Annotated in this window: 27 protein-coding genes; 4 read left to right on the forward strand and 23 right to left on the reverse strand. The window is 69.4% G+C overall.

What is annotated here, in order from left to right:
- Positions 1–38: 38 nt before the first annotated feature.
- The 10 genes from tatC to E6R62_RS03265 all read right to left on the reverse strand — a co-directional run bounded on the left by tatC (position 39) and on the right by E6R62_RS03265 (position 8,405).
- Positions 39–995, reverse strand: a complete 957-nt coding sequence (gene tatC, locus E6R62_RS03220) for a twin-arginine translocase subunit TatC (RefSeq protein ID WP_136211103.1) — start codon at positions 993–995, stop codon at positions 39–41.
- Between the two features lie 56 nt (positions 996–1,051).
- Complete coding sequence (tatA, locus tag E6R62_RS03225) at positions 1,052–1,342, reverse strand: Sec-independent protein translocase subunit TatA (RefSeq protein ID WP_136211105.1); 291 nt, start codon at positions 1,340–1,342, stop codon at positions 1,052–1,054.
- A 208-nt stretch (positions 1,343–1,550) separates the two neighbouring features.
- Positions 1,551–1,751, reverse strand: a complete 201-nt coding sequence (locus E6R62_RS03230; RefSeq protein ID WP_136211107.1) for a hypothetical protein — start codon at positions 1,749–1,751, stop codon at positions 1,551–1,553.
- 26 nt (positions 1,752–1,777) lie between these two features.
- Positions 1,778–2,011 (reverse strand): hypothetical protein, encoded by a 234-nt coding sequence (locus E6R62_RS03235; RefSeq protein WP_136211109.1) that lies wholly within the window; start codon positions 2,009–2,011, stop codon positions 1,778–1,780.
- A gap of 8 nt (positions 2,012–2,019) precedes the next feature.
- Positions 2,020–2,988 carry a YafY family protein gene (locus E6R62_RS03240; RefSeq protein WP_136211111.1) on the reverse strand — a complete coding sequence of 323 codons (969 nt, stop codon included), beginning with the start codon at positions 2,986–2,988 and terminating at the stop codon, positions 2,020–2,022.
- Between the two features lie 87 nt (positions 2,989–3,075).
- Positions 3,076–4,032 carry a YafY family protein gene (locus E6R62_RS03245; RefSeq protein WP_136211113.1) on the reverse strand — a complete coding sequence of 319 codons (957 nt, stop codon included), beginning with the start codon at positions 4,030–4,032 and terminating at the stop codon, positions 3,076–3,078.
- Between the two features lie 140 nt (positions 4,033–4,172).
- On the reverse strand, positions 4,173–4,553 hold the full coding sequence (locus E6R62_RS03250) for an FKBP-type peptidyl-prolyl cis-trans isomerase (protein WP_240801440.1): 381 nt from the start codon (positions 4,551–4,553) through the stop codon (positions 4,173–4,175).
- A gap of 71 nt (positions 4,554–4,624) precedes the next feature.
- Positions 4,625–5,566, reverse strand: coding sequence for an FKBP-type peptidyl-prolyl cis-trans isomerase (locus E6R62_RS03255; protein ID WP_136211117.1), 942 nt, complete (start codon positions 5,564–5,566; stop codon positions 4,625–4,627).
- Between the two features lie 132 nt (positions 5,567–5,698).
- Complete coding sequence (gene pafA / locus E6R62_RS03260; protein ID WP_136211119.1) at positions 5,699–7,060, reverse strand: Pup--protein ligase; 1,362 nt, start codon at positions 7,058–7,060, stop codon at positions 5,699–5,701.
- Positions 7,061–7,118: 58 nt separating this feature from the next.
- Entirely contained in the window at positions 7,119–8,405 is a 1,287-nt protein-coding gene (locus tag E6R62_RS03265) for an MFS transporter (RefSeq protein WP_240801441.1), read from the reverse strand.
- A 148-nt stretch (positions 8,406–8,553) separates the two neighbouring features.
- Between E6R62_RS03265 and E6R62_RS03270 the strand changes: the two genes are divergently transcribed.
- A complete protein-coding gene (locus E6R62_RS03270) occupies positions 8,554–9,552 on the forward strand; it encodes a LacI family DNA-binding transcriptional regulator (RefSeq protein WP_240801442.1) in 999 nt (332 codons plus the stop codon).
- A gap of 105 nt (positions 9,553–9,657) precedes the next feature.
- On the opposite strand, the gene prcA is transcribed toward E6R62_RS03270, so the two are convergent.
- The 6 genes from prcA to arc all read right to left on the reverse strand — a co-directional run bounded on the left by prcA (position 9,658) and on the right by arc (position 15,837).
- Positions 9,658–10,422 (reverse strand): proteasome subunit alpha, encoded by a 765-nt coding sequence (gene prcA / locus E6R62_RS03275; RefSeq protein WP_136211123.1) that lies wholly within the window; start codon positions 10,420–10,422, stop codon positions 9,658–9,660.
- A 45-nt stretch (positions 10,423–10,467) separates the two neighbouring features.
- Positions 10,468–11,307 carry a proteasome subunit beta gene (gene prcB / locus E6R62_RS03280; RefSeq protein ID WP_136211125.1) on the reverse strand — a complete coding sequence of 280 codons (840 nt, stop codon included), beginning with the start codon at positions 11,305–11,307 and terminating at the stop codon, positions 10,468–10,470.
- Positions 11,259–11,702: an endonuclease VII domain-containing protein gene (locus tag E6R62_RS03285; RefSeq protein WP_306432403.1), complete on the reverse strand. Its 444-nt coding sequence runs from the start codon at positions 11,700–11,702 to the stop codon at positions 11,259–11,261. The genes prcB and E6R62_RS03285 overlap by 49 nt, the downstream gene beginning before the upstream one ends.
- Positions 11,703–11,891: 189 nt before the next feature.
- On the reverse strand, positions 11,892–12,104 hold the full coding sequence (locus tag E6R62_RS03290; RefSeq protein WP_030233608.1) for a ubiquitin-like protein Pup: 213 nt from the start codon (positions 12,102–12,104) through the stop codon (positions 11,892–11,894).
- A gap of 203 nt (positions 12,105–12,307) precedes the next feature.
- Positions 12,308–13,819, reverse strand: coding sequence for a depupylase/deamidase Dop (gene dop, locus E6R62_RS03295; RefSeq protein WP_136211127.1), 1,512 nt, complete (start codon positions 13,817–13,819; stop codon positions 12,308–12,310).
- Positions 13,820–14,070: 251 nt separating this feature from the next.
- The gene (arc, locus tag E6R62_RS03300; RefSeq protein WP_136211129.1) at positions 14,071–15,837 is read right to left on the reverse strand and encodes a proteasome ATPase; all 1,767 of its coding nucleotides are present in this window, start codon (positions 15,835–15,837) and stop codon (positions 14,071–14,073) included.
- Positions 15,838–16,101: 264 nt separating this feature from the next.
- Between arc and E6R62_RS03305 the strand changes: the two genes are divergently transcribed.
- Entirely contained in the window at positions 16,102–16,431 is a 330-nt protein-coding gene (locus tag E6R62_RS03305; protein ID WP_136211131.1) for a ferredoxin, read from the forward strand.
- A 4-nt stretch (positions 16,432–16,435) separates the two neighbouring features.
- On the opposite strand, the gene E6R62_RS03310 is transcribed toward E6R62_RS03305, so the two are convergent.
- The 3 genes from E6R62_RS03310 to E6R62_RS03320 all read right to left on the reverse strand — a co-directional run bounded on the left by E6R62_RS03310 (position 16,436) and on the right by E6R62_RS03320 (position 19,384).
- A complete protein-coding gene (locus E6R62_RS03310) occupies positions 16,436–17,041 on the reverse strand; it encodes a hypothetical protein (protein WP_240801443.1) in 606 nt (201 codons plus the stop codon).
- Positions 17,042–17,257: 216 nt separating this feature from the next.
- Entirely contained in the window at positions 17,258–18,166 is a 909-nt protein-coding gene (locus tag E6R62_RS03315; protein ID WP_136211133.1) for a tRNA (adenine-N1)-methyltransferase, read from the reverse strand.
- Between the two features lie 18 nt (positions 18,167–18,184).
- A complete protein-coding gene (locus tag E6R62_RS03320) occupies positions 18,185–19,384 on the reverse strand; it encodes a site-2 protease family protein (protein WP_240801444.1) in 1,200 nt (399 codons plus the stop codon).
- Between the two features lie 186 nt (positions 19,385–19,570).
- Between E6R62_RS03320 and E6R62_RS03325 the strand changes: the two genes are divergently transcribed.
- Entirely contained in the window at positions 19,571–20,515 is a 945-nt protein-coding gene (locus E6R62_RS03325; RefSeq protein WP_206308630.1) for a RecB family exonuclease, read from the forward strand.
- A gap of 72 nt (positions 20,516–20,587) precedes the next feature.
- Complete coding sequence (locus tag E6R62_RS03330; RefSeq protein ID WP_136211136.1) at positions 20,588–21,259, forward strand: response regulator transcription factor; 672 nt, start codon at positions 20,588–20,590, stop codon at positions 21,257–21,259.
- Positions 21,260–21,328: 69 nt separating this feature from the next.
- Here the strand turns inward: E6R62_RS03330 and E6R62_RS03335 are convergent, their stop codons facing one another.
- The 4 genes from E6R62_RS03335 to E6R62_RS03350 all read right to left on the reverse strand — a co-directional run.
- Positions 21,329–22,906, reverse strand: a complete 1,578-nt coding sequence (locus tag E6R62_RS03335; RefSeq protein WP_136211138.1) for an ABC transporter substrate-binding protein — start codon at positions 22,904–22,906, stop codon at positions 21,329–21,331.
- 74 nt (positions 22,907–22,980) lie between these two features.
- On the reverse strand, positions 22,981–24,585 hold the full coding sequence (locus tag E6R62_RS03340) for an ABC transporter substrate-binding protein (RefSeq protein WP_136211140.1): 1,605 nt from the start codon (positions 24,583–24,585) through the stop codon (positions 22,981–22,983).
- A 479-nt stretch (positions 24,586–25,064) separates the two neighbouring features.
- Entirely contained in the window at positions 25,065–25,766 is a 702-nt protein-coding gene (locus tag E6R62_RS03345) for an HAD family phosphatase (protein WP_136211142.1), read from the reverse strand.
- 111 nt (positions 25,767–25,877) lie between these two features.
- Positions 25,878–26,941 (reverse strand): vitamin B12 dependent-methionine synthase activation domain-containing protein (locus E6R62_RS03350; protein ID WP_276615518.1); only part of this gene is annotated, 1,064 nt, incomplete at its 5' end.

Below are 26,941 nucleotides of genomic sequence, written 5' to 3' on the forward strand. Positions count from 1 at the left end.
CCGCGCCGCGGGCCGGGGACGGGCCCTTCGGGGGCCCGTCAGGTCGCGTCGTCGTAGCCGTTGATCCGCTCGCGCCCGCCGTCGTCCTGTACGGGCAGCGCCGAGGGGAGCGGGGCGGCCTCGACCGCGCCGATGGGCGCGGGCGTCAGGTCCAAGACGGAGGCCTCGTCGTCGTCGAGGTCGGCGTCGGGGTTGCGGCGCTTGCGCCTGCGGTCGTTGATCAGGCACAGGCCGAGCGCGAGGAAGTACAGGGCGATGATCGGGGCGGCCAGCGACATCATGGTGAGCGGGTCACCGGTGGGCGTCGCGAACGCCGCGAAGATCGTGATGCCGAGCACCATGATCCGCCACCAGCTCGCCAGCCGCTTCGCGGTCAGCACACCGGTGAAGTTCAGCAGGATCAGCAGCAGCGGCAGCTCGAAGGCGAGACCGAAGACGACGACCATGCGCGTGACCAGGTCGAGGTAGTCGTCGACCGGCAACAGGTTGCGCGCGTTGTCCGGCGTGAACTCCAGCAGGATCATCGCGGTCTGCGGGAGGATCTTGTACGCGAGGACGGCGCCCGCGGCGAACAGCGGCGCTCCGGCCCCGACGAACCCGACGGCGTACTTCTTCTCGTGGCTGTGCAGACCGGGGGCTACGAACGCCCACAGCTGGTACAGCCACACCGGCGCCGAGAGCACCACACCGGCGGTGAGCGAGACCTTCAGGGCGATCGAGAACGGCGCGATGAGGCCGTTCACCGTCATATCGGCGCAGGGACGGCCGTTGCGCTGGGAGACCACACCGTTGGTGCAGCCCACGGAGTCCAGCATCGGCTTAAGCATGAAGTCGATGAGGTTCTTGTAGAAGAAGGCCGCCACCACGGTGATCACGAGGATCGCCAGGACCGACTTCATCAAGCGGTTTCTCAGCTCACGCAGGTGCTCGACAAGGGGCATACGCCCTTCGGCGTCCTTGTTCGCTTGACCCTGCTTGCGGGCAGACTTGAGCAACCCACGTCCCTTGTCTCGTTGCAGATGACTGGCGTGACCGGTGAGGTCGCGAACCGTCAGCCCTGGGTGGTGCGGTTCGGCTCGCCGACCGGACGGGCGCTGGTGACGTCACCGGGCGAGGCCTGGATCGTGCGCGCGGCGGTCGGCTGCTGCGGGGCCTGGTCGGCGACGGGGGCCGCGACGTCCTCGGCCTGGCCGTCCTGCTTCATCGCCTTGGCCTCGCTCTTGAGGATGCGGGCCGACTTGCCGAGGGAGCGCGCCATGTCGGGGAGCTTCTTGGCACCGAACAGCAGGAAGATCACGGCGATGATCAGGAGGAGTTCAAGAGGCTTCAGGTTGCCGATCATGGGCTGACTTCCTTCTCACCGAAACGGCTGGTTGGGGTGGCGGGCGGCCCGGGCCGAATATCCCGTCACCGCTCCTGCATGGATCGTAACCCCCGGCGGTTAACGCCAGGCAATCCCCCGGCTCTCCCCGCCCACTGCGGCGCGATCGGACCCGGGTCCGGTCAGGGGATGGTACGACCCCGTACCAGAGGTTTCTACGAGGGTACGCCTACCGGCTCGCGGCCCGACCGGCGCGGGCCAGGTCCGAGGCGGCCCGCTCCAGGTCGCCCGCCGCCTCGGTGACCCGGCGGTTGGCCTCGGCCACCTGCGCCGACAGCCGCCGCACCTCCAGGAAGACCCGCACGGCCGGCACCGCCAGCACGACGAGACCCAGGAAACCCAAGGCAATTGCGAGCATCGGCCACATCATGGGAGGAGCCTAGCGCCGCCGGCGCCTCAGACGCTGCGCAGGGTGCTCACACCCCCGCCCGTGAGCAACTCCACGATCCGCTCCCCTGCGGGCTTGCGCACCTGCGCCCCGCACTCGGGACACGTGAAGGAGTAGAAGGTGCTGCGGCGGCTGCCGCCGATCGCCAGGCGCAGCGCACCCGCCGCGAGCTCGAAACGCCCCCGGCACTGCGGACACCCCGCCTTGAAGGTGACCGGACCGCCCCCCGGTGATGACGGCATCGCTCCCCCTAGCCCTGTTCCCCGTATCCCGCGAGTGCCGCGCGTGCGGCGCTGCGCGCGCTCTCCGCCAGCTCCGGGGGGGACACGATCCGCCCCTCGCGGCCGAGCCGCAGCGCGAGCCGGCGCAGCGACGCCGGGTCGGGGCTGCGCAGCGTGATCCGCAGACCGCCGCCGGCCAGCTCCTCGGCGCTGTCGTGCGGGTAGTACTCGGCGACCCAGCGCCCGCCGGGGCCGACCTCGACCACGACCTCCGGGTCCTCGGCGGCCGGCTGCACCAGCCCCTCGGACAGGTCACGGGGCTCGATCGCGGGCGGCTCGGCCCGCTCGTCCAACAGCCGGATCTCCGCGACCCGGTCCAGGCGGAAGGTGCGCCGGGCCTCGGAGAGGTGGCACCACCCCTCCATGTACGTGTGGCCCACCGCGAACAGCCGGATCGGGTCGACCTTGCGCTCGGTCAGCTCGTCCCGGGCGGGCGAGTAGTACCGCAGCCACAGCCGGCGGCGCTCCGCGATGGCCCGGTCGACGTCCGCGAAGACCCCGCCCTCGGACTCGAAGGTCACCGACAGGCGGGAGCTGGCCCCCGCCGCCTCGCCGGCGGCCGCCTCCAGCTTCGCGGTGGCCCGCAGCAGGGCGTCCCGGTCGCTCTCGCGCAACCCGGGCAGGGTCGCCACCGCGCGGGCCGCGACCAACAGCGCGGTCGCCTCGTCCGCGGCCAACCGCAGCGGCTCGGCCGTCGACTCCCCCGACGCGTCGGGGTTGCGCCACCAGATGCGCTCCCCGTCGGTGTCGATGTCGAGCAGGTCCCCGCCCCGGAAGCTCGTCCCGCACATGGGCAGCACGTCGAGGTCCGAGATCAGCTCGTCCTCGGTGATCCCGAAGGCACGCGCGACGTCGGCGACGTGCGCCCCGGGGCGTTCACGCAGATACGTCACCAAGGACAGCATCCGGCGGGTCTGGTCAATGGCGTTCGCAGCCATGCTGGTACGTCTCCCCCTCAGGGCGTGCGTTCATGACATCCGAGCGGTACGGATTTCCCCGGCGCGGCCGCTCCCCGCCGCGGCCGGTCAGCCGAGCGCGACGGCGCGCAACCGGTCCACCACGTCCGCGCGCAGGTCGGCGGGCTCCACCACCACCACGTCCGGGCCGAACTCCACGAGCCAGGCGTCCAGTCCGTGCCCGTACGGGATCTCCAGTTCGTCCCAGCCGTCGCCGCCCTCCTTGACCGAGGCGGCCTTGGCCCGCAGCGGGTAACCGGACCCGGCGCGCAGCCGGATGCGCGCGGTGCGGTCCGCGCTCTCCCCGGCCCAGCTCGCCACGGTCTCCCGCACCGTCACCACGTCCGGCACCGGCGCCGTGTACTTGCCGGCCCGCGAGCGGACCTTGCCGGTGATCCGCGACAGCCGGAAGACGCGCTCCGCCCCGCGGTCGCGGTCGAAGCCCGCCAGGTACCAGTGGCCCCGCCAGCACTCCAGCGCCCACGGCTCGACCTGTCGGGTCTCGGGGTGGGCCGCCGTGGACTTGCGGTAGTCGAACACCACCGGCCGCCGGTCCCGGCAGGCCAGCATCAGCGGCTCGAAGGCCGCCTCGTGCACCGGGATGCGCGGCTCGATCGCGCTGTGCTGGCCCTCGTACGGGTCACCCGCCTCCGGCATCCCGCCCGCGCGCAGCTTCTGGAGCGCCCCGCTGGCGGCGCCCGCCAGCCGGGCCTGCTGCCACACCTTGGCCGCGAGCCCGAGGGCGGCGGCCTCCTCGGCGTCCAGGGAGACGGGCGGCAGCCGGTTGCTGTCCCGACGGGCCAGATAGCCGGTCTCCCCCTCCAGGTTCTCCACCGTCTCGATCACCAGACCGAGTTCCCGCAGATCGTCCTTGTCGCGCTCGAACATGCGGTTGAAGGACTCGTCGTTCCCCGCTTCCAGGTACGCCTCGATGGACCCCCGCAGCTCACGCTTGCTCAGCGGCCTACGGGTCCCCAGCAGGCACAACGCCAGGTTCATCAGCCGCTCGGCCTTGGCAATCGCCATCGACGCCCTTCCGCCCTTCCCCACGTACACCCGCCGGTGTACACACCCGTGACCGTGACCGTACCGCCCCGGCGGTCCCGCGCAAAAGCGAGGGCCCCCGCCTCACGGCAGGGGCCCCACGGCTGTGACAGCGCGGTCGATCAGGCCGACACCAGGTCACAGACGAAGATCAGCGTCTCGCCCGGGGCGATCACGCCGCCGCCCGCGCCACGGTCACCGTACGCGAGGTCCGCGGGGATCGTGATCTTGCGGCGGCCGCCGACCTTCATGCCCTGGACACCCTGGTCCCAGCCCTTGATGACCTGGCCGACACCGAGCTGGAAGTCCAGCGGGGCGCCGCGGTTCCAGGAGGCGTCGAACTCCTCGCCGGTCGAGAACGCCACACCCACGTAGTGGACCTTGACGAACGCGCCGGCCTTGGCCTCGGCGCCGTCGCCCACCCAGATGTCCTCGACCACGAGGTCGGTCGGGGCGGGGCCCTCGGGGAAGTCGATCTCGGGCTTTTCGAGCTTGTCGCTCACGGAACTGCTCCTCATACGAACCAACAGGGGGCGCCTCCCGGCCCGGGGGCCGGGGGAAACCGCAACCAGTCTTACATCACCGCGAGGATGTCGAGGCTGAACACCAGCGTCGAATTGGCGGGGATCGTCCCCTGCTCCTTGTCACCGAACGCCTGGTCCGGCGGGATCACCAGCAGGACGCGGCTGCCGGCCTTCTTGCCGAGGATGCCGTCCTTGAGACCCTTGACCGACAGGTCGGACAGCGGCCAGGTCACCACGGTGTCGGTGGCGTACGTGCTCTCGAAGGTCTTGTCGTCCTTCCAGGTCTTGCCGTTGAACTTCACCACGACCGTGTCGGTGTCCTTCACGACCGGGCCGTCGCTTTCGAGGACGTAGTTCGAGACCAGCTTCGTCGGCGCGGCGCTGTCCTTCGGGACGGTCACGGACACTTCCTTGCCGTCCGTGTTCGTACCGATCTTCGGCAGGTCCTTGTCGTCCTGCGGCACTTCCTTGCCCGTCGCCGAGACCGGGACGCTCGCGCCCTTGACGATGTCCACCACGAACACGAGCGTGGCGTTCGGCTTGATCTTGTCGCCCGAACCCTGCGCCCCGTAACCGAGCTCCGGCGGGATCACCAGCTCGACGCGGCTGCCGACCTTCTGCCCCTGCAGACCCTGGTCCCAGCCCTTGATGACCATGCCGGCGCCGAGGGTCACGTCGAAGGTCTTGCCCTTGCTGAAACTCTCGTCGAAGGGCTCCTTGCCGTCCCACACCTGGCCGTAGTAATTGACCTGGGCGACGTCCTTGGCCTTCAGCGCCGGCCCCTTGCCCTCGCTGATGACCTCCACCTTCAACTGCTTCGGCGGGTCGCCCTTCCCCTTCGACAGGGTCGGCTTCTCCCCGAACTTGGCGCCCTTCGTGATCGCGGGCACCCCGTTCTTCATCTGGGCGGAGTCGGAGCCGCTGTCGTCACCGCAGGCTGCCGTCGTCAGCAGCAGAAGGGGTACGACCAGCAGGCCGGCAAGTCGGCGCACGTGTTCCTCAGATCTCAGACGGCATCGCGGTCGCCCGCCACTCTAAGGCGTGGACGGGCCCCGTACGAGATACGTACGGGGCCCCGGCCGAGATCAGTGGGATGTCACACTTTGCCGCCACCCACCGGCACGCTACATACCGGCGATCAGCTTCTCCACCCGATCGTCCACCGAACGGAAGGGGTCCTTGCACAGCACCGTGCGCTGCGCCTGGTCGTTCAGCTTCAGGTGCACCCAGTCGACGGTGAAGTCCCGCCGCTGCTCCTGCGCCCGGCGGATGAAGTCGCCGCGCAGCCTGGCCCTCGTCGTCTGCGGGGGCACCGACTTGCCCTCGAAGATCTTGAGGTCGTTGCAGATCCGGGCCGCCTGCCCCTTGCGCTCCAACAGGTAGTACAGCCCGCGCCGGCGGTGGATGTCGTGGTAGGCGAGGTCTATCTGGGCGACCCGCGGGTTGGACATCGTCATGTTGTGCTTGCCCCGGTACCGCTCGATCAGCTGGTACTTCATGACCCAGTCGATCTCGGTCCCGATCCGGTCCAGGTCCTCCGCCTCGATCGCGTCGAGAGTACGGCCCCACAGCTCCAGCACCTGCTCCACGACACCCGTGCGGATGCCCCGGCGCTCGGCGAAGTCCAAGGCCTTGTCGTAGTACTCGCGCTGGATCTCCAACGCGGAGGCCTCGCGCCCACTGGCGAGCCGCACCTTGCGCTGACCGGTGATGTCGTGGCTGACCTCACGGATCGCCCGGATCGGGTTCTCCAGGGTCAGGTCCCGCATCACGGTCCCCGCCTCGATCATCCGCAGCACGAGGTCCGTGGCCCCCACCTTGAGCAGCATGGTCGTCTCGGACATGTTGGAGTCCCCGACGATCACGTGCAGCCGGCGGTACCGCTCCGCGTCCGCGTGCGGCTCGTCCCGCGTGTTGATGATCGGCCGCGACCGGGTCGTGGCCGAGCTGACGCCCTCCCAGATGTGCTCGGCGCGCTGACTCACGCAGTAGACCGCGCCCCGGGGCGTCTGGAGGACCTTGCCCGCACCACAGATCAGCTGGCGCGTGACCAGGAACGGAATGAGGATGTCCGCCAGGCGGGAGAATTCACCGTGCCGGGCCACCAGGTAGTTCTCGTGGCAGCCGTACGAATTGCCCGCCGAGTCGGTGTTGTTCTTGAAGAGATAGACGTCGCCCGCGATCCCCTCCTCGTGCAGGCGACGTTCGGCATCGACGAGCAGGCCTTCGAGAATGCGCTCGCCGGCCTTGTCGTGAGTGACCAGCTCGGTCAGATTGTCGCATTCGGGTGTTGCGTATTCCGGATGCGAACCCACGTCGAGGTAGAGGCGGGCGCCGTTCCGCAGGAAGACATTGCTGCTGCGGCCCCATGACACGACACGGCGGAAGAGGTAGCGCGCCACTTCGTCAGGTGACAGTCGGCGCTGTCCCCTGAACGTGCACGTGACGCCGTACTCGTTCTCCAGCCCGAAAATGCGGCGGTCCATGACTGAACATTACGCCTCCTGCCCTGTTCTGAAACCGGGTTCGAGAGCGGGGTTCCGATCAGTTTCCCGCGAAGGGCTCCGACACGCCGTCCGCACGGGCCGCGCCGGCCTGCCCCGGGACCTGCCCCACTCCGTCGGCGACCGCCCCCGCCGGCGCCCGGCCGGGCCCGACCGACGCCAACACCCGCTGAGTGGCCATCAGTACCAGCAGCGCCGCGCCCCCCGCGACGCTCGCCACACCGAAACCGGCAGCCGTGCCGCCCAGTTCCACCGCCGGACCGGCCGCCGCCGTCCCGATCGCCGCCCCTACCCCGAAGAAGGTCACCAACCAGGAGAACGCCTCCGTCACCGTCCCCGCCGGGGCGTGCCGGTCCACAACGATGAACGCACAGGCGATCGCGGGCGCCAGGAACACCCCCGCCAACGCCGTCAGCGCCGTCATCGCCACCGCCCCCGGCACCAGCGTCAACGGCAGGTAACACACCGCCAGCAACGCCACCAACAGCCGCAGCCGCCGCTCCGGCGCCCCGGTCCACCGCCGGGCCCCGTACAGCACCCCACCGACCAGCGCGCCCAACCCCAGAGCCGCCATCAACCGGCCGTAGACCGCCTGACCACCATGACCGTCCGCGTACGCCACGCCCGCCACCGTGATCGACCCCAGCGCCGTACCCACGAAGAAGAACGCGCCCAACAGCGCCAGCAGACCACGCGAACGCAGGGCGCCCAGCCAATGGGCCTCACGCGGCGCCGAACGCCACGCCCGCGAGGGCTCCGACACCACCACCGACAGCGCGCCCAACACCCCGATGGCGTTCAGCAGCACCAGCGCGACCGCCGGGTCCCACAGCGACACAAACAACGTCACCAGCAGCGGGCCGACCGTGAACATGACCTCCTGCGCCACCGCGTCCATCGCGTACGCGGCGTGCACCCGCTCCTCCCTGCCGCCCAGTACCGAAGGCCACAGCGCCCGCAGACCCCCCTCCAGCGGCGGCGTGAACAACCCCGCCACCACCACAGCCGCGAACGCCACGGCCACGGACCCCGTCCCCGCGAGCGCCAGCCACACCATGCCCAGCGCCGAGACCACGGCCGCCGGCAACTGCACCCGCGGCTGCCCGTACATGTCCACGGCCCGGCCCAACAACGGCTGCCCCACCGCGTTCGCCACCCCGTACACGGCCGCCAACGCCCCCGCGAGGCTGTAGCCGCCACCCTCCGCCCGGGTGAACAGCACGATCGCGATCGGCGCGGTCGCGTTCGGCAGTCGCCCTATGAGCGTCCCCGCCAGCAGCCTCGCGGCATGCCGGGTTCTGAGCAGCTCCGCATAACCCGCGGCCATGTCCCGCCCCTTTCCGCCCGGAACAAGCCGGAGTAATACGTATAACGTGACTCGCCATACGTACCATGGCCACAACCCGCCAGTCCAGACGACCCCCCACCCCGACCCACCCCCACACCCCCGTGACCTCGGAAAACAGGAGCCCCGCGTGACGAGACCCACCAGCCGGGACGTCGCCACCGCCGCCGGGGTCTCCCAAGCCACCGTCTCCCTGGTCCTCGGCGACAAATGGCGCGGCCGCGTCTCCGAACGCACCGCCGCCCTCGTCCGCGAAACCGCCGCGCACATCGGTTACCGCCCCAACCTCGCCGCCCGCAACCTCCGCCTCGGCAGCACGCGCACCGCCCTCCTCGTCGTCCCCGCCCTCACCAACGAGTTCTTCGCCCGCGTCTACACCGGCGCCGCCCAGGTCGCCGCCGAACACGGCTTCGGCGTCGTCCTCTACCCCTCCCCCGACGGCACCGGCCCCGCCCGCGACCCCTTCGCCTCCGCCCGCGCCGCCCTCGACGGGGTCATCGCCTCCTCCATGGCCGCCGACGCCCTCGACGCCATCGGCGGCAAGGGCCTCCCCCTCGTCATGCTCGACAGCGACCCCGCCTCACACACCGCCGCCGCCCACGTCAACCTCGCCATGGCCGACGGCATGCGCCAAACCGCCGAGCACCTCCTCGCCCTCGGCCACCGCCGCTTCCTCCACCTCGCCTCCGCCGTCGACTCCTGGACCTTCCACATCCGCGACCGCGCCCTCGCCGCCCTCATCCACGCCCCCGCCGAGCTGCGCACCGTCCGCGCCCCCCTCACCGTCACCGGCGCCCGCACCGCCCTCGAAGCCGCCCTCACCGGCCCCGGCCCCCGTCCCACCGCCGTCGTCTGCGACGACGACATCCTCGCCGCCGGCGCCTGCAAGGCCGCCCGCCGCCTCGGCCTGCGCGTCCCCGACGACCTCTCCGTCACCGGCTTCGACGACCTGGCCCTCGCCACCGCCGTCGAACCCGAACTCACCACCGTCCGCCTGCCCGCCGAACGCGTCGGCCGCCAGGGCATGGCCGCCCTACTGGCCGTCCTCGAAGGCACCGACTGGTCCGCCCCCGACATCCCCGTCGAACTCGTCGTCCGCGACTCCTCCGGCCCGGCCCCCACGGCCTGAAGGCGCGAGAGAGCCGCACACGCGAAACCCCCGGCACGCGAGAGCCCCGGCACGCGAAAAGCCCCGACCCACCCTCACGGGCGGACCGGGGCTCCCCGGAACGCACTACTCCGCGTCGTCCTCCGGACCCTCGTCATTGGACACCGCGTCGGCCTGCGCCGCCGCCGGTACGTCCGCCTCCAACAGCCGCGCCAACTGCCGGCCCCTGATCCGCTTGAACTTCCGCTGCTGCGGCCGCGTCCGGTCCAGCACCGCGACCTCCAACCGCTCGGCCGGGATCGACTTGTCCGCGCCGTTCGCCTGACTCGACAGCGCCTGCACCGCCAACTTCAGCGCCTCGGACAGCGTCATACCGTCCTGGTGCCGCTGGTCGAGGAACGTACTGATCTGCTCGGCGTTGCCACCGACCGCGACCGAACCGTGCTCGTCCACGATCGACCCGTCATGCGGCAACCGGTAGATCTGGTCCCCCGCGGCCGTCGCACCGACCTCGGCCACCACCAACTCCACCTCGTACGGCTTCTCGCCCGCACTGGAGAAGATGGTGCCGAGCGTCTGCGCGTACACGTTCGCCAGCCCACGGGCCGTCACGTCATCGCGGTCGTAGGTGTACCCGCGCAGGTCCGCGTACCGCACACCACCGATCCGCAGGTTCTCGTACTCGTTGTACTTGCCGGCGGCCGCGAAGCCGATCCGGTCATAGATCTCGCTGAACTTGTGCAGCGCACGGGACGGGTTCTCGCCGACGAACACGATGCCGTCGGCGTACTGCAACACGACAAGGCTGCGACCGCGGGCGATGCCCTTCCGGGCGTATTCCGCCCGGTCGGCCATGGCCTGCTGGGGTGACACATAGAACGGAGTCGACACCGGCTGTCCGTCCCTTTCTTCTGGGTCCTACGGGGCGACGGATGGTCAGAGCAGGGCGGCGCGCGGGCCGTCGGGCTGCTCCAGCCGACGGTTGGTGACCGTACGGGCGATTTCCTGCGACTCGTCGTCGCTCAGCCTGCGGAAACCCTCCTCGGTGATGACGGTGACGATGGGATAGATGTGACGGTAGAGGTCCGGACCACCCGTCGCCGAGTCGTCGTCAGCGGCGTCGTACAGCGCCTGCACGACCAGCGTGGTGGCCTGCTCCTCCGTCAGGTCGGGACGGTACAGCTTCTTCATCGAGCCCTTGGCGAAGATCGAGCCCGAACCGGTCGCGGCGAACCCGTGCTCCTCCGAGCGACCGCCGGTCACGTCGTACGAGAAGATCCGCCCCTTCTCCTTGGCCTCGTCGTACCCCGCGAACAGCGGCACGACGGCCAGCCCCTGCATAGCCATCCCCAGATTGCTCCGGATCATGGTCGAGAGCCGGTTCGCCTTGCCCTCCAGGGAGAGGGTCGTCCCCTCCACCTTCTCGAAGTGCTCCAGCTCCAGCTGGAACAGCTTCACCATCTCCACGGCGAGACCCGCCGTGCCGGCGATGCCGACGGCGGAGTACTCGTCGGCCGGGAACACCTTCTCGATGTCCCGCTGCGCGATCATGTTCCCCATGGTCGCCCGCCGGTCACCGGCGAGCACGACCCCGCCGGGGAAGGTGACGGCCACGATGGTCGTCCCGTGCGGCGCCTCGACGACGCCCTCGGGCAGCTTCCGGTTGCCCGGCAGCATCTCGGGCGAGTGCGCCCCCAGGAAGTCCATGAAGGACGAGGACCCCGGCGTCAGGAAGGCTGCCGGTAGACGCCCTGTGCTACGAGTGTTGGGTTCCACAGGTTTCCTTCCACGTAAGCGGCTGCACGCCGTATGACGTCCGGCCGATCCTTGAACTGCCCCAGTGCGGCGTTACAGCTGAAGCACAGTACGCCTCGGACCTTACCCGTCTGATGATCGTGATCAACGTGCTCCGCAGGAGCCTCTTGGCAGATCCCGCAGAGGCCCCCTTGCGCTGCGATCATCAGGTCGCGCTCCTCCTCGGTGATGCCGTGGGAACGCTTGAGGTGACCCGCCCGGCCCTGGATGGCTCGGCAGGCCTTGCACCGTGTGGACAGCCCGTCCGAGGCTGTGGCGTTCTTGTGCCATTCACTGTGCCGCTTGACCTCACCGCCCTGTCGGCACAGCTTCCACCCTGCCGGAACCTCTACCTTCTCCTTGACGACTCCGCCCATCGCCGCCTGACGACGCCGGTAGTGCTGCGCCCCGTAGGACGCTACGCACTCCCGGCAACGCGGTTGCAAGCCATCCCCGCGATTGCGGTCTGAGGCGAACCGCTTAACGGCACGTCCCGGCCGCAGCCGCGGCACCACTTCGTTCCACTGATGCAGGTAACTCTGGCGGCTTCACCTCAGATTCGAAGGCTATTCGCCGCCTTTTTGTACGAAACTCCGAACGAAATCCTCAGCATTCTCCTCAAGTACATCGTCAATCTCGTCAAGTACCGAGTCGACGTCGTCGGAGAGCTTCTCCTGGCGTTCCTTGAGGTCGGTCGATTCCTCGACCGCGGCCTCCTCGACCTCCTCGGTCGAGCGCGTCGCCTTCTGCTGTCCGCCGCCGGTGTCCTTGGTCGCCATGTCTACCTCACCCCGCTCGGTTCGCACGCTCACGTCGAGTGGTCCCGGACCGGGACCACTCCCAAGATCAGACCTTATGTCGGACCCTACAAGGAGGGCCCGACATTCGTCCCCGCACTTTCACAACGTCCGGGTGTTCCCATGATTCCCAAAACGGGGCCCTTTCAGCCCCGCCCGGGGTCCGGAAAGCGTTCGGCGCCCGCTCAGCGCCCCGACAGCACCCGCACCAGGTCCTCCGCCGTGCGGCAGCGGTCCAGGAGCTCCTTCACGTGCGCCCGTGTCCCCCGCAGGGGCTCCAGCGTGGGCACGCGCTGGAGGGAGTCGTGGCCCGGCAGGTCGAAGATCACCGAGTCCCAGGAGGCCGCCGCCACGTCGTCGGCGTACTGCTCCAGGCACCGGCCCCGGAAGTAGGCCCGGGTGTCCTCCGGGGGCTTGCCCTCGGCCCGCTCCACCGCCGGCTCCTCCAGCAGCCGCTTCATCTTGCCGCGGGCCACCAGGCGGTTGTAGAGGCCCTTCTCCGGGCGTACGTCCGCGTACTGGAGGTCCACCAGGTGGAGCCGGGCGGCGTCCCAGTCGAGGCCGTCGCGCCTGCGGTAGCCCTCCAGCAGCTCTCGCTTCGCGATCCAGTCGAGCTCCCCCGACAGGCTCATCGGGTCGGTCTCCAGCCGGCCCAGGACGTCCTCCCACCGAGTGAGGACGTCCTTGGTCTGCTCGTCCGCGTCCGTCCCGAACCGCTCGTCCACGTACTTGCGGGCCAGCTCGAAGTACTCCATCTGCAGTTGCACGGCGGTGAGTGTCCGACCGCTGCGCAGCGTGATGAGGTGCCGGAGGTCGGGGTCGTGGGAGACCTGGTGGAGGGTGCGCACGGGCTGGTCGACGGCGAGGTCGACGTTGATGAAACCGTCTTCGATCATGGACAGGACCAGCGCGGTCGTGCCCAGTTTCAGGTAGGTGGAGATCTCCGAGAGGTTGGCGTCGCCGATGATCACATGGAGGCGGCGGTACTTCTCGGCGTCGGAGTGCGGCTCGTCGCGCGTGTTGATGATGGGGCGCTTGAGGGTGGTCTCCAGGCCGACCTCGACTTCGAAGTAGTCGGCGCGCTGGCTGATCTGGAAGCCGTGGTCGCGGCCGTCCTGGCCGATGCCGACGCGACCGGCGCCGGTGACGACCTGGCGGGAGACGAAGAAGGGGGTCAGGTGGCGCACGATGTCCGAGAAGGGGGTCTCCCGCTTCATCAGGTAGTTCTCGTGCGTGCCGTAGGAGGCGCCCTTGTTGTCGGTGTTGTTCTTGTAGAGGTGGATGGGTTGCGCGCCGGGGAGCTGGGCGGCGCGTTCGGCGGCCTCGGCCATGATCCGTTCGCCCGCCTTGTCCCAGAGGACGGCGTCGAGCGGGTTGGTGATCTCGGGAGAGCTGTATTCGGGGTGGGCGTGGTCGACGTAGAGGCGGGCGCCGTTGGTGAGGATCACGTTGGCGAGGCCGATGTCCTCGTCGGTCAGCTGGCTGTTGTCGGCGGCCTCGCGGGCGAGGTCGAAGCCGCGGGCGTCCCGCAGCGGGTTCTCCTCCTCGAAGTCCCAGCGGGCTCGGCGCGCCCGGTGCATCGCCGCCGCGTAGGCGTTGACGATCTGGGACGAGGTGAGCATGGCATTGGCGTTCGGGTGTCCCGGGACGGAGATCCCGTACTCCGTCTCGATCCCCATTACTCGCCGTACGGTCATGCGGCCCTCCTTGCCCGGCGGCGCTCCCGTTCGGGAGCGGCGCTCAAGTACCGCTGGTGCTCCGATGCGTCGTGTGCGGCGTCCGTCCCCGCACTGCGCGACCTGCGGTACGGAAGAGCCTAGAACCACTCCGCGCTGGTGGGGAGATCATTTCGGTCATTGAATTTGTCCTGCCACCGGCTGGAAAAGCAGTCGGTAAAGCGGTCGGCTGCGGGCGCCCCGGTCGGGACATCCGCAGCCGCCCCGCTTTGTCAGAGGTACTGACCGGTGTTTGCCACCGTGTCGATGGAGCGTCCGGTGTCCGCGCCTTGCTTTCCGGTGACGAGCGTGCGGATGAATACGATCCGCTCGCCCTTCTTTCCGGAGATTCGGGCCCAGTCGTCCGGGTTGGTGGTGTTGGGCAGGTCCTCGTTCTCCTTGAACTCGTCCACGCAGGCCTGGAGGAGGTGGGCGACCCTCAGGCCCTTCTGGTTGTGTTCGAGGAAGGCCTTGATCGCCATCTTCTTGGCCCGGTCCACGATGTTCTGGATCATGGCTCCGGAGTTGAAGTCCTTGAAGTAGAGGACTTCCTTGTCGCCGTTGGCGTACGTGACCTCGAGGAAGCGGTTTTCCTCGGTTTCGGCGTACATCTGCTCGACGACCGTCTGGATCATGCTGTGGACGGTGCCGGCCGTGGATCCCTGGTGTTCGGACAGGTCGTCCGTGTGCAGGGGCAGGGAGGCCTTGAGGTACTTCGCGAAGATGTCCTTCGCGGCCTCGGCGTCCGGACGCTCGATCTTGATCTTCACATCGAGGCGGCCGGGGCGCAGGATGGCCGGGTCGATCATGTCCTCGCGGTTGGAGGCGCCGATGACGATGACGTTCTCCAGGCCTTCCACGCCGTCGATCTCGGCGAGCAGCTGGGGGACGATGGTGTTCTCCACGTCCGAGCTGACGCCCGATCCGCGGGTGCGGAAGAGGGATTCCATCTCGTCGAAGAAGACGATGACGGGGGTGCCTTCGCTCGCCTTCTCGCGTGCGCGTTGGAAGACGAGGCGGATGTGCCGCTCGGTCTCGCCGACGTACTTGTTGAGGAGTTCGGGGCCCTTGATGTTGAGGAAGTAGGACTTCCCGGTGGGTCGGCCGGTGACCTCGGCGACCTTCTTGGCAAGGGAGTTGGCGACGGCCTTGGCGATGAGCGTCTTGCCGCAGCCGGGGGGACCGTAGAGCAGGATGCCCTTCGGCGGGCGCAGTTCGTGCTCCTTGAAGAGGTCGGGGTAGAGGTAGGGGAGTTCGACCGCGTCGCGGATCAGTTCGATCTGGTCGCCCAGGCCGCCGATCTTGTCGTAGTCGATGTCCGGGACCTCTTCGAGGACGAGGTCTTCGACCTCGCTCTTGGGGACCACTTCGTAGACGTAGCCGGAGCGTGGTTCGAGGAGCAGGGCGTCGCCGGGGCGGATGGTGATGTCCAGGAGCGGCTCGGCGAGCCTCACCACCCGTTCCTCGTCGGTGTGCCCGATGACCAGGGCGCGCTCGCCGTCCTCGAGGATCTCCTTGAGGGTGACGATGTCCCCGGCGCGCTCGAATTCCATGGCCTCGACCACGTTGAGCGCTTCGTTGAGCATGACCTCCTGGCCGCGCCGGAGCTCTTCCGGGTCGACGCTGGGGCTGACGTTCACGCGGAGTTTTCGCCCTCCGGTGAAGATGTCGACGGTGCCGTCCTCGTTGGCTTGCAGGAAGACACCGAAGCCGGCCGGCGGCTGCGCGAGCCGGTCGACTTCCTCCTTGAGGGCCACGATCTGGTCACGGGCCTCACGGAGGGTATTCGCCAGTCGTTCGTTCTGCGCGGATACGCCGGCCAGATTCGTCTGGAGCTCGACGATCCGCTCTTCGAGAATCCTCGTGTGACGCGGAGAGTCGGCGAGCTTGCGTCGCAGGACGGCGATTTCCTGCTCGAGATAGGCAACCTGGCCGGCGGGGTCCTCGGACCCTCGCCCGGGCCGGATGCCGCGGTTGATGTCGTCGTCGTGGGCTGCCACGGTCCTCACCTCCTCCAAGGGGAGCTGGACGCTTCCTGACCCTACCTGGGCTGGTGGTGATTGAAACCCCTAGATCACAAAGACGGTAGGGGTGTGTCCGATCTTCACCCTTGCGTACTCCCTCTCGCCAAGGAAATACCCACCCAGCAGCATCGGAAAGCAGCCGGTTGTAAGGTCGAAGCGTTCAACACCCGTCAGGGCCCGCGCGACTTGTCGCGAGTTGTGACCGGGATGGATCACTCAGTGCAGGGAACGGCAGGAGATATGACCGTGCAGCAGGAGGGAACCTCCGACCGGACGGCCGGCGCCGGCGAGGCGCAAGCGTCGCTGGAGGTGTGGATCGACCAGGACCTGTGCACCGGCGACGGGATCTGCGTGCAGTACGCCCCGGAGGTGTTCGAGCTGGACATCGACGGTTTGGCGTACGTGAAGAGCGCGGAGGACGAGCTCCTCCAGGACCCGGGGGCGACGACTCCGGTTCCGCTGACGCTGCTGCGGGACGTGGCCGATTCGGCGAAGGAGTGCCCGGGTGACTGCATTCACGTTCGCCGCGTTTCGGACGGGGTCGAGGTGTACGGCCCTGACGCGGAGTGACGGTTCAAACGCTCCCTGGGCGTGAGTCGGTAAGCTCCTGGCTGAATTTTCCGCCCGTCCAACGCCACTTGGCGAGCTGTTCGACATCGGGGCTGTAGCGCGGGACCGCCGGCGAGGAGTAGCCGTGGAGACGCGCCGTCACGGTGCGGTCGCCGATGGTGAGATCGGTGACGGTCTGTCGGCGGCCCGCTTCGAGCAGGGTGGCCACCACGCGGGGCCCGGCGCCCGGGGCCTTGTCTGCGGTGAGGACGTAGAGGGCGTGGGGCGGCGTGCCGGAGCCCGCGTCGCAGCGGACGGCGGCCACGGTTTCGGGGCGTCCGTCGCCGTCGAGGTCGCCCTGGGCGGTGGCCGTGACGGCCTGCGGAATGCCCTTGCAGTCCAGCGGGTAGGTGACGGCGTGCGCGTCGGGGGCGGCCGCCGGGGGGCCCGCGGGCGCCGCCGCGGCGGTGGCGGTGACCGACGCCCCCGTGGCGGGCTCCGGCTGGAGGAGGCCCGCGCCGGCTACGACCGCGGCCATGGCGGCGGCCGTGGCGACCCAGTGGATGGGTCTGGCGCCACCGTGGGCCAGGGTGTCCAGTTCGGGGGCCGGCTCGGTGGGGCTGTGCAGCACGCGGGGTGTCTCCTGTGCGAAGGGTGACGCGGTGCCAGCATCGTGCCACACCTCACACCGGGGTGGAACGGGTGGGTCCGGGCCGATGTCGGCGGCGGCCGGCGCTGCCGTCCCCGTCAACGAAAAGGCGCTGTGGCGCAGTTCCCGTCTCGGTGGGGGAACTGCGCCACAGCGCTTTCGTGTTGGGGTCGCCCCGGACGGGCGCGGGCCGGTGGGTCAGTCGCGGTCGCCGCCGCGGCTCTGGCTGCCCGGGCCCTCGTAGTCCTCGCCGTAGGCGCCTTTGGAGGGGCGGCGGCGGCGCATCGGGGGTTCCACGCCGTCGGCGAGACGGCGGGCGGTGACGAGGAAGCCGGTGTGGCCGATCATCCGGTGGTCCGGGCGGACGGCGAGGCCTTCGACGTGCCAGTTGCGGATCATCGATTCCCACGGCTGCGGTTCGGCGTAGCAGCCGAATTCGCGGATGGACTCGACGGTGCGCGAGAGCTGGGTGGTGGTGGCCACGTAGCAGCAGAGGATGCCGCCGGGCACGAGGGCCTTGGAGACGGCCTCCAGGCACTCCCAGGGGGCGAGCATGTCCAGGATGACGCGGTCGACGTCGGTGTCGGACAGGTTGTCCTGGAGGTCGCCGACGGTCAGCTGCCACGCGGGGTGGGGGCCGCCGAAGTAGCGCTCGACGTTGGCGGTCGCGATCTCGGCGAAGTCCGCGCGGCGCTCGTAGCTGTGGAGCATGCCCTGGTCGCCGATGGCGCGCAGCAGGAAGCTGCTCAGGGAGCCGGAGCCGACGCCGGCTTCGACGACGCGGGCGCCGGGGAAGATGTCGGCGAAGGCCAGGATCTGGCCGGCGTCCTTGGGGTAGACCACGGCGGCACCGCGGGGCATGGACAGGACATAGTCGGGGAGCAGGGGGCGCAGCGCGAGGTAGGCGACGTTCCCCGTGGTACGGACAACACTGCCCTCGGGAGCACCGATCAGCTCGTCGTGCGGGAAGGAACCCTTGTGGGTGTGGAAATTCTTCCCGGCTTCGAGCGTGAACGTGTAGTGGCGGCCCTTGGGGTCGGTGAGCTGAACCTGGTCCCCGACCTCGAAGGGCCCGCGTCGGCGGGCGGCACCGGTCGGTTCGGACATGTGACCAGTGTATTGGCTTCAGGGATGGGGCCGCGCCATGGCCTTCACGAAGGCCTTTTCCACGTCCGTGGTCGACAGGACCCCGTAGATGCGGCCGCCGGGTTCGAGGACGAGGTACTCGGTGGCGGGGGTGGCGCGGAGGTGGTCGAGGAGGTCTTCGCCGGTGAGGTCGGCCGAAACCTTCATGCCCTCGGTGAGGTCTTGGGAGAGGGTGCTGACGGCGATCCAGGGGCGGCGGTGTTCGGGGACGGAGGCGATGGCCGTTTCGCGGACGATGGCGGTGGGGTCGCCTTGGCCGTCGACGACGACGAGGGCGCGGGCTCCGGCTTCGTTGGCGCGGCGGAGGGCCTCGGAGAGCGGGGTGGCGTTCGCGACGGGGATGGCGCGGCGGGTGAGGGCGCGGGCCTGGAGTTCGGGGAGGTGTTGGCGCAGGCGGGCCATGCGCAGACTGTTGCCGGCGCCGGTCCAGATGATCGCCGCGAGGATCGCGGCGAGGAGGGCGTCCATGACGGTTTCCATGCCGCCGATCTCCTGGCCGCGGTTGCCGAGGAGCCCGGTCTGGGTGACCAGGGGCAGGCCGATGAGGACGGTGACGGCGAGGCCGCGGCCGACCCAGGCGGCGGTGACGGTGCCGGCCATGGGTTTCCCGGTGATGCCCCAGATGACGGCGCGGAGCATGCGGCCGCCGTCGAGGGGGAGGCCGGGGAGGAGGTTGAAAGCGGCGACGAGGAGGTTGGAGATCATGAGGCCGGCGAGGAGGACGCCGGGGACGGTGGGGGCGTCGACGGCTTCCATGCCGAGGTAGAAGGCTCCGGCGAGGAGGAGGGAGAGGAGGGGGCCGACCGAGGCGAGGACGAATTCGCGGACGGGGGTCTCGGCTTCCTTCTCGATCTCGGAGACGCCGCCGAAGAACTGGAGCCGGATGCGGCGTACGGGCAGGCGGAAGCGCAGGGCGGCGACCGTGTGCGCGAGTTCGTGGACCAGCACGGAGGCGTAGAAGGCCAGGGCGAAGAAGAGGGCGACGAGGTAGCGGGCCGGTCCGAGTTCGGGCAGGACGCGGTCGAGCTGGTCGCCGAAGACCCAGGTGATGAGTGCCGCCACGAGGAACCAGCTGGGCGAGACGTAGACGGGGACGCCGAAGGGGCGACCCATGAGGAGCCCGCCGCCCGGGTCGGAGCGCTTGGGTGCGCGCTCGCCGGTTTCGTCGGTGTCTGGCACGGCTGTCCTTCGTTCGGTGCTGTCCGGGGGGCGGTCCGCCGGGTGGTGTGTGGGGTGTGGGGCCCGGCACTGTGCGGGTGGGTCGTGGGGCGGTAGCGCGGTGTGATGCTCTGATCATGCAGTGCGAGGGGGCTTCGAGTCGATGGTATGCGCGTGCTGTCGGTGGCGGGTCGTAGGGTTTTACGCATGACGACGAGCCCCGGTCCTGTTCCCGGCGTGGCCGCCGCCGATGCCGACGCCGCGCCCGATGGGCCGGCGGGCGCGGTGCGGCCTGCTTCGCTGTCCCCTTCGCGGGCCGGCGATTTCATGCGGTGTCCGCTGCTGTACCGGTTCCGGGTGATCGACAAGTTGCCGGAGAAGCCCAGTGCCGCCGCGACGCGGGGGACGCTGGTGCACGCGGTGTTGGAGCGGCTCTTCGACCATCCCGCGCACGAGCGGACGGCGCCGAGGGCGAAGGCGTTGATCCCGGCGCAGTGGGACCGGTTGCTGGAGTCCAGGCCGGAGCTGACGGATCTGTTCCCGGCGGGTGACGAGGGCGAGGCGCTGGCGCGCTGGCTGACGGAGGCCGAGGCGCTGGTGGAGCGGTGGTTCACCCTGGAGGACCCGACGCGGCTGGAGCCGGTGGAGCGGGAGTTCTTCGTGGAGACGGAACTGGAGTCGGGGCTGCGGCTGCGCGGGATCATCGACCGGGTGGACGTGGCGCCGACGGGCGAGGTCCGGATCGTGGACTACAAGACGGGCAAGGCGCCGCGGTCGGAGTACGCGGAGGGCGCCCTGTTCCAGATGAAGTTCTACGCGTTGGTGGTGTGGCGCCTGAAGGGGGTGGTGCCCCGGCGGTTGCAGTTGGTGTACCTGGGCAGCGGCGACGTGTTGACGTACGACCCGGTGGTGGCGGACCTGGAGCGGGTGGAGCGCAAGCTGCTGGCGTTGTGGGACGCGATCGTGGAGGCGACGGAGACGGGTGTGTGGCGCCCGCGGCCGACGAAGCTGTGCGGCTGGTGTGATCATCAGGCGTTGTGTCCCGAGTTCGGCGGGACTCCCCCGGTGTACCCGCTGGAGATCGTTTCGAGGGCGGAGGCGCAGGCCGTTTCGAGGGCGGACGCCGAGGCGGCGGGACCCGGGGCGTCCTGATCGCCGGGTCAGGGCAGAATGGCGGGGCCCGCCGAAGCCGCCGTTCGAAGATGTCGAAGATGAGGTATCCCTGTGGCGATCCGCGTCCTGCTGGTCGATGACCAACCGCTGTTGCGCACCGGCTTCCGGATGATCTTGGAGGCGGAGCCGGATCTGGCGGTGGTCGGTGAGGCCGGGGACGGTCTCCAGGCACTGGAGCAGGTGCGGGCGCTCCAGCCCGACGTGGTGCTGATGGACATCCGGATGCCTCGGATGGACGGGGTGGAGGCGACCCGGCAGATCACGGGGCCGGGGCGGGACGGGCCGGCGAAGGTGTTGGTGCTGACCACGTTCGATCTGGACGAGTACGTGGTGGAGGCGCTGCGGGCGGGGGCGAGCGGCTTCCTGTTGAAGGACGCCCCGGCGAACGAGCTGGTGCAGGCGATCCGGGTGGTGGCGGGCGGCGAGGCGATGCTGGCGCCGAGCATCACGCGGCGGCTGCTCGACAAGTACGCGGGGCACCTGCCGTCGGGCGCGGAGAGTGTCCCGGACACCTTGGGCACGCTGACGGAGCGCGAGGTGGAGGTGCTCAAGCTGGTGGCCCGGGGCCTGTCGAACACGGAGATCGCGGCGGACCTGTTCGTCAGCGAGACCACGGTGAAGACGCATGTCGGGCACCTGTTGACGAAGCTGGGCCTGCGCGACCGGGTCCAGGCCGCCGTGTACGCGTACGAGAGCGGTCTGGTCCGCCCGGGCGCGCAGTAGCCCCCGGCCGTGGACGGCGACGGGCCGGCAGCCGCGTGACGCGGTCGCCGGCCCGTTCGCGTGCGTGCCTCAGCCCTTGCTGATCTCCCAGAAGCGGAAGACGGTCGAGGCGTCGAGCGACCACTGGAGGCCGGTGACGTTCTGCCGGGTGACGGCGTACTGCTTGCCCTGCCAGAGCGGGAGCAGCGGGATCTCGTCGGCGACGATGTCCTGGAGCCGGGTGAAGTCGGTGGTGGCGGAGGTGCGGTCGGACTTCGCGGAGGTCGAGGGGATGATGGTCCCGCTGATCTCCTTGTTGTCGTAGTTGTTGTGCAGGACGTTGTCCGGGCCGAAGAACGGCTGGGTGAAGTTGTCGGCGTCCGGGTAGTCGGGCACCCAGCCCTTCACGTAGACGCCGTACTTGCCGGCTTCGATGTCCTTCTCGTACTGCTCGAACTCGACGGACTTGACGTCGGCTTCGAAGAGGCCGCTCTCGTTGAGCTGCTTGGCGATGAGCTGCAGTTCCTGGTCGGTGGCCGGCCCGTAGCGGGTGGGCGTCGAGTACAGGGTGAGCTTCACCTTGCCGGTGAGGTTGGCGGCGCGCAGCGCGTTCTTGGCCTTCTCGACCTGGGGGCTGCCGCCGTAGCGGTCGAAGAAGGCGGTGTTGTGGGAGGCGATGCCGGCGGGGACGACGGAGTACAGGGAGGTGGCGGTGCCGTCGTAGACCTGCTTGATGATCGCTTCGCGGTCGACGAGGTAGGCGATGGCCTTGCGGACGGGGAGCTTGCCGGCGACCGGGTCGTTCATGTTGAAGACCAGGTGCTGGACTTCGGCGCCGGTGCCCTGGACGACTTCGACCTTCTGATCGCCGGTCTTGTTGGCGAGGGTGGCGATGTCCCTGGCGGCGAGGCCGCGGAACGCGAAGTCGACATCGCCGCTTTCCAGGACCCGCTTCAGGGCGGCCTGGTCGTCGTTGAAGAACTTCAGGGTCACGCCGGTGTTCTTCGGCTTGGCCTTGCCGCTGTAGGAGTCGTTGACCGAGAAGTTGGCGCTCTTGTCGCTGATGGAGTCGAGCTTGTAGACGCCGGAGCCGGTGGCCTTGCCGTCGGTGCGCAGCTTGTCGGCCGGGTACTGGGTGTGGTCGACGATGGCGCCGGCGCCGGCCGCGATCTTGCTGGGGAAGGTCGCGTCGGAGGTCTTGAGGCGGAAGACGACGGTCTTCGCGTCGGGGGTGTCGATGCCGGCGATCGAGGAGAGCATGACGGCGGGGCCGTTGGCGTCGTTGATCTTCAGGGTTCGCTCGAAGGAGTACTTGACGTCCTTGGAGGTGAGGCTGTCGCCGTTGCTGAACTTCAGCCCGGCGCGCAGGACGCACTTGTAGAGCTTGCTGTCGGCGCCTTCGAAGCCACAGGTCTGGGCGGCGTCGGGCTCGGGGGTGGTGCCGCCCTTGGGGAAGGTCAGCAACGACTGGAAGACGTTGTTGAAGAGGAGCCAGGAACCCGGGTCGTAGCCCGATGCGGGGTCGATGGACTTCACCTTGTCGGATATTCCCATGACAACGCCCTTGCCGCTGCCTGCGGCAGAGCCATCCTGCGACCCGCAACCGCTCAGCAGCGCGGCGGCGGTTGCGGCGCCGAGCGGGGCTGCCAACCAATGGTTACGTCTCATCACGCGAACGTCCTTCACAGTCGTACTGTTCCGTTGCGCCGGCCCGCGACACCCGCTGCCGGCTGGTGCCTTGCTCAGCCGCCGACGCCCCGGCCGAGTTCCCACAGCTGGAGGTCGGAGATGGCGTTGACCGACCACTCCGCCCCGGTGATCTCGTCGCGTGCGGCGACGTACTGCTTGCCCTGCCACAGGGGCAGGACGGGGACGTCGTCGGCGACGATGTCCTGCATCTCCGTGATCGCGGGTACGGCGACCGTGCGGTCGGCCGCGCGCCGGGATTCGGGGATGAGTCTGGTGCGTACGGCGGCGTTGGCGTACGGCGTGCCCAGGAAGTTGTCCTGCTCCAGGAACGGGGCGAGGAAGTTGTCGGCGTCCGGGTAGTCGGGGAACCAGCCGAGCCCGTAGGCGGCGTAGTCGCCCTTCTTCTGCGCGGGCCGGTAGTCGGCCCAGGCGTTGCCCTGGACGGTGACGTCGAACAGTTGGGTGGAGTTCAGCTGCGTCTTGAGTTCGTCGAACTCGGCGGCGGTGCCGTCACCGTAGTGGTCGGTGGTGTAGTTGAGGGTGAGCTTGACGGGGGTCTTGATCCCGGCGCCGCGCAACAGGTCGGCGGCCTTGGCGGTGTTGGCCTCGCCGTACTTGTTGAAGAAGGAGTTCACGTGTCCCGTGACGGTGGTGGGGACCAGTGAGTACAGGGGCTGCGCGGCCTTGCCGTAGACCTTGTCGATGAGGGCGTTGCGGTCGACTGCGGCGGCGAGGGCCTGCCGGACGGCCTTGTCCTTGACGACGGGGGCGTCGGTGTTGAAGCCGAGGTAGCGGATCTCCAGGCCGGGCAGCGGGACCAGCTTGACGCCCTTGGGCGGCTTCGCGGAGAAGGCGGTGATCTGGGCGGGCGACAGGGTGCGGGAGACCATCTGGACGGCGCCGTCGCGCAGCGCCTTGCCCATGCTCTCGGAGTCGGCGAAGGAGCGCAGCTCGACCTTGTCGTTCTGGAGCTTGATGTCACCCTTGTAGTGCGGGTTCTTGGTGAAGACCGCGCGGACGAGCTGGTTTCCCTTGACTTCGGGCTTCATCGTGTAGGGGCCCGAGCCGTCGACGACGAAGCCGGGGCGGAGCTTCTTGGCGTCGTAGTCCTTGGCGCTGACGATGCCGGCGGCAGGGGTGGAGAGCTTGTACGGGAAGGTCGCGTCCGCGGTCTTGAGGTGGAAGACGACGGTGTCGGCGCTCTTGGCCTCGACGGTGTCGATGGTGGAGAGCAGCGAGGAAGGACCGTTCTCGGCCTTGATGGCGAGGACGCGGTCGATGGAGAACTTGACGTCCTTGGCCGTCAGCGGGTCACCGCTCGCGAAGGTGAGTCCGGGGCGCAGGGTGCAGCGGTAGCTTTCGTTGCCGCTGTCGGTGAAGCGGCAGTCGGAGGCCGCTTCGGGGACCGGGCGCCCGCCGCCGCGGGGGGTGTGCATCAGCGTCTGGACGGTCTGGCGCAGGACGTTCCAGGCGCCGGCGTCGTAGGCGTAGGCGGGGTCGAAGGGGGCGGGGGCGTAGTCGGCGGCTTCGAACCGGTCGGTGGTACCGACGACGATGCCCCCGGAGGCCGCTCCTCCTCCGCTCGCGCTGCCGCACGCGGACAGCGCGGGGGTGAGCAGGCCTATCGCGGCCGTCAGCACCATGGTCTTGCGGTTCATGCTGGAAGTACTCCCTCACCCGGCACTTGCTCAAAGCGGCTTCGAGGGCACTTCGCGACGGTCGCCCGTTCAGGGCGGAACGATCGGGCCGGTGTGTGACGATCGGTCCACGCCGTACCGGCACAGGGGTGTGTGTCCGGTCCGGCTGAGGTGCGGCGCGGTGCCCGGCGTCGACATTAGTGGCCTGGGACGGGATGGCTGGAACTGGCAGGAGTTGGGGCGTAACCGGACGGTTATGGGCGCGGACTGACCGTTCGTGCCAGAGTGGGCGCAGAGGGGGTCAGGAGCTGATCAATCCGGACACAACGGAACGGTTCGGGGCGTGCGCAAGGGCTCGGAACGGTTCCGCCGGGTGACCAAGCTCACCCGCGGCAACTGCCCGCACGGGGATGGAATTTCGGCCTCCGGCTCACCCGGCGGAAGAATCTCCCGCCGACCGCTCGCGGCGCCTGCTTCTGTTCGGTACGCAGCGTGCGCGTTCAGTTCATCGGAGTGATGAGCGAGCGCAGGAACGCGAGGTCCACTTCCTCCAGGGAACGGACGATGGTGCGGCCGGGGGCGGCCGGGATCAGGCCCACGGAGGGTACGGCCACCACCCGGCATCCGGCGGCCTCGGCCGCGGCGACGCCCGTGGCGGTGTCCTCGATCACGGCGCAGCGCGAGGGGTGCGCGCCGAGGGCCTGGGCGGCGAGGAGGTACGGGTCGGGGTGCGGCTTGGTCCGGGGCACCTCGTCACCGGCGACCGTCATGGTGAAGCGGTCGCGGCCGAGGGTGAGCAGCACCTGGTCGATGACCCGGCGGTGCGAGGCGGAGACGAGGGCGGTGGGCACGTTGTGCCGGGCCAGCTCGGACAGCAGCCGCTCGGCGCCGGGCATCAGGGGCACCTGGTCGGCGATCCGCGCCTCGAAGCGCTCGTTGAGGAGGACGCTCAGCTCGGCGAGTTCGATGGCGGCGCCGGTGGACTCGATCAGGAAGGCGGCGCTGCGGCTCATGGGGCCGCCGACGACGATGTCGCGCCAGGCCTCCTCCAGCCGGTGGCCGAGCTCGCGGAAGATCTCCTCCTCGATCTCCCACCAGAACCCCTCGGTGTCGACGAGGGTGCCGTCCATGTCCAGCAGTACCGCCTGCAGGGCCGAACCGTCGGTCGTACGGGTGACGGCGGCGGGAACGGTGCTGGTCATGCGCACACCTCTCGGAGGGGACGAGAAGGCCGGTCACCGCGCTCCCCGGGCGTGCCCGGGGGGAACAGGTGACCGGCCTGTATGGGACCGACCAGTGTACGCCGGTCTGCGTCAGCGTGCGTTGAAATACTTCGCTTCGGGGTGGTGGATGACGATGGCGTCGGTGGACTGCTCCGGGTGGAGCTGGAACTCCTCCGAGAGGTGGACGCCGATGCGCTCGGGGCGGAGCATGTCGGCGATCTTGGCGCGGTCCTCCAGGTCGGGGCAGGCGCCGTAGCCGAGGGAGAAGCGGGCGCCGCGGTACTTGAGGTCGAACATGTCCTCGACCTTGGTCGGGTCCTCGCCGCCGAAGCCGAGTTCGGCGCGGACGCGGGCGTGCCAGTACTCGGCGAGGGCCTCGGCGAGCTGGACGGACAGGCCGTGGAGCTCCAGGTACTCGCGGTAGGAGTCGGACTCGAACAGCTTGGCGGTGGCCTCGCCGATCTTCGAGCCGACGGTGACGACCTGGAGGCCGACCACGTCGGTCTCGCCGGATTCCTCGGGGCGGAAGAAGTCGGCGAGGCACAGGCGGCGTCCACGACGCTGGCGCGGGAAGGTGAAGCGGGTCCGCTCGTTGCCCTGCTCGTCAAGGATGATCAGGTCGTCGCCCTTGGAGACGCAGGGGAAGTAGCCGTACACGACGGCCGCTTCGAGCAGGTTCTCGGTGTGGAGCTTCTCCAGCAGGCCGCGCAGTCGCGGCCGGCCCTCGGACTCGACGAGTTCCTCGTACGTCGCTCCGCCGGCGCGGGCCTGCTTCAGGCCCCACTGGCCCTTGAAGAGGGCGCCCTCGTCCAGCCAGGAGGCGTAGTCCTTGAGCGGGATGCCCTTGACGACGCGGGTGCCCCAGAACGGCGGGGTGGGGACGGGGTTGTCGACGGCGACGTCGGAGCGGCCGCCCGGCTCCTCGGGCTCCTCGACCTGGGCCGGCGGGGTGTCGCGCTTGGCGACGCGGCGCTGCTTGAGCGGCGGGAGTTCGGCGCCGGGCACACCGCGCTTGACCGCGATCAGGGCGTCCATGAGGCGCAGGCCCTCGAAGGCGTCGCGGGCGTAGCGGACTTCGCCCTCGTAGATCTCGTGGAGGTCCTGTTCGACGTAGGCGCGGGTCAGGGCCGCCCCGCCGAGGATGACCGGGTAGT

This window comes from Streptomyces sp. A1136 (assembly GCF_004795055.1).
In the GTDB taxonomy this organism is placed as follows: Bacteria; Actinomycetota; Actinomycetes; order Streptomycetales; family Streptomycetaceae; genus Streptomyces.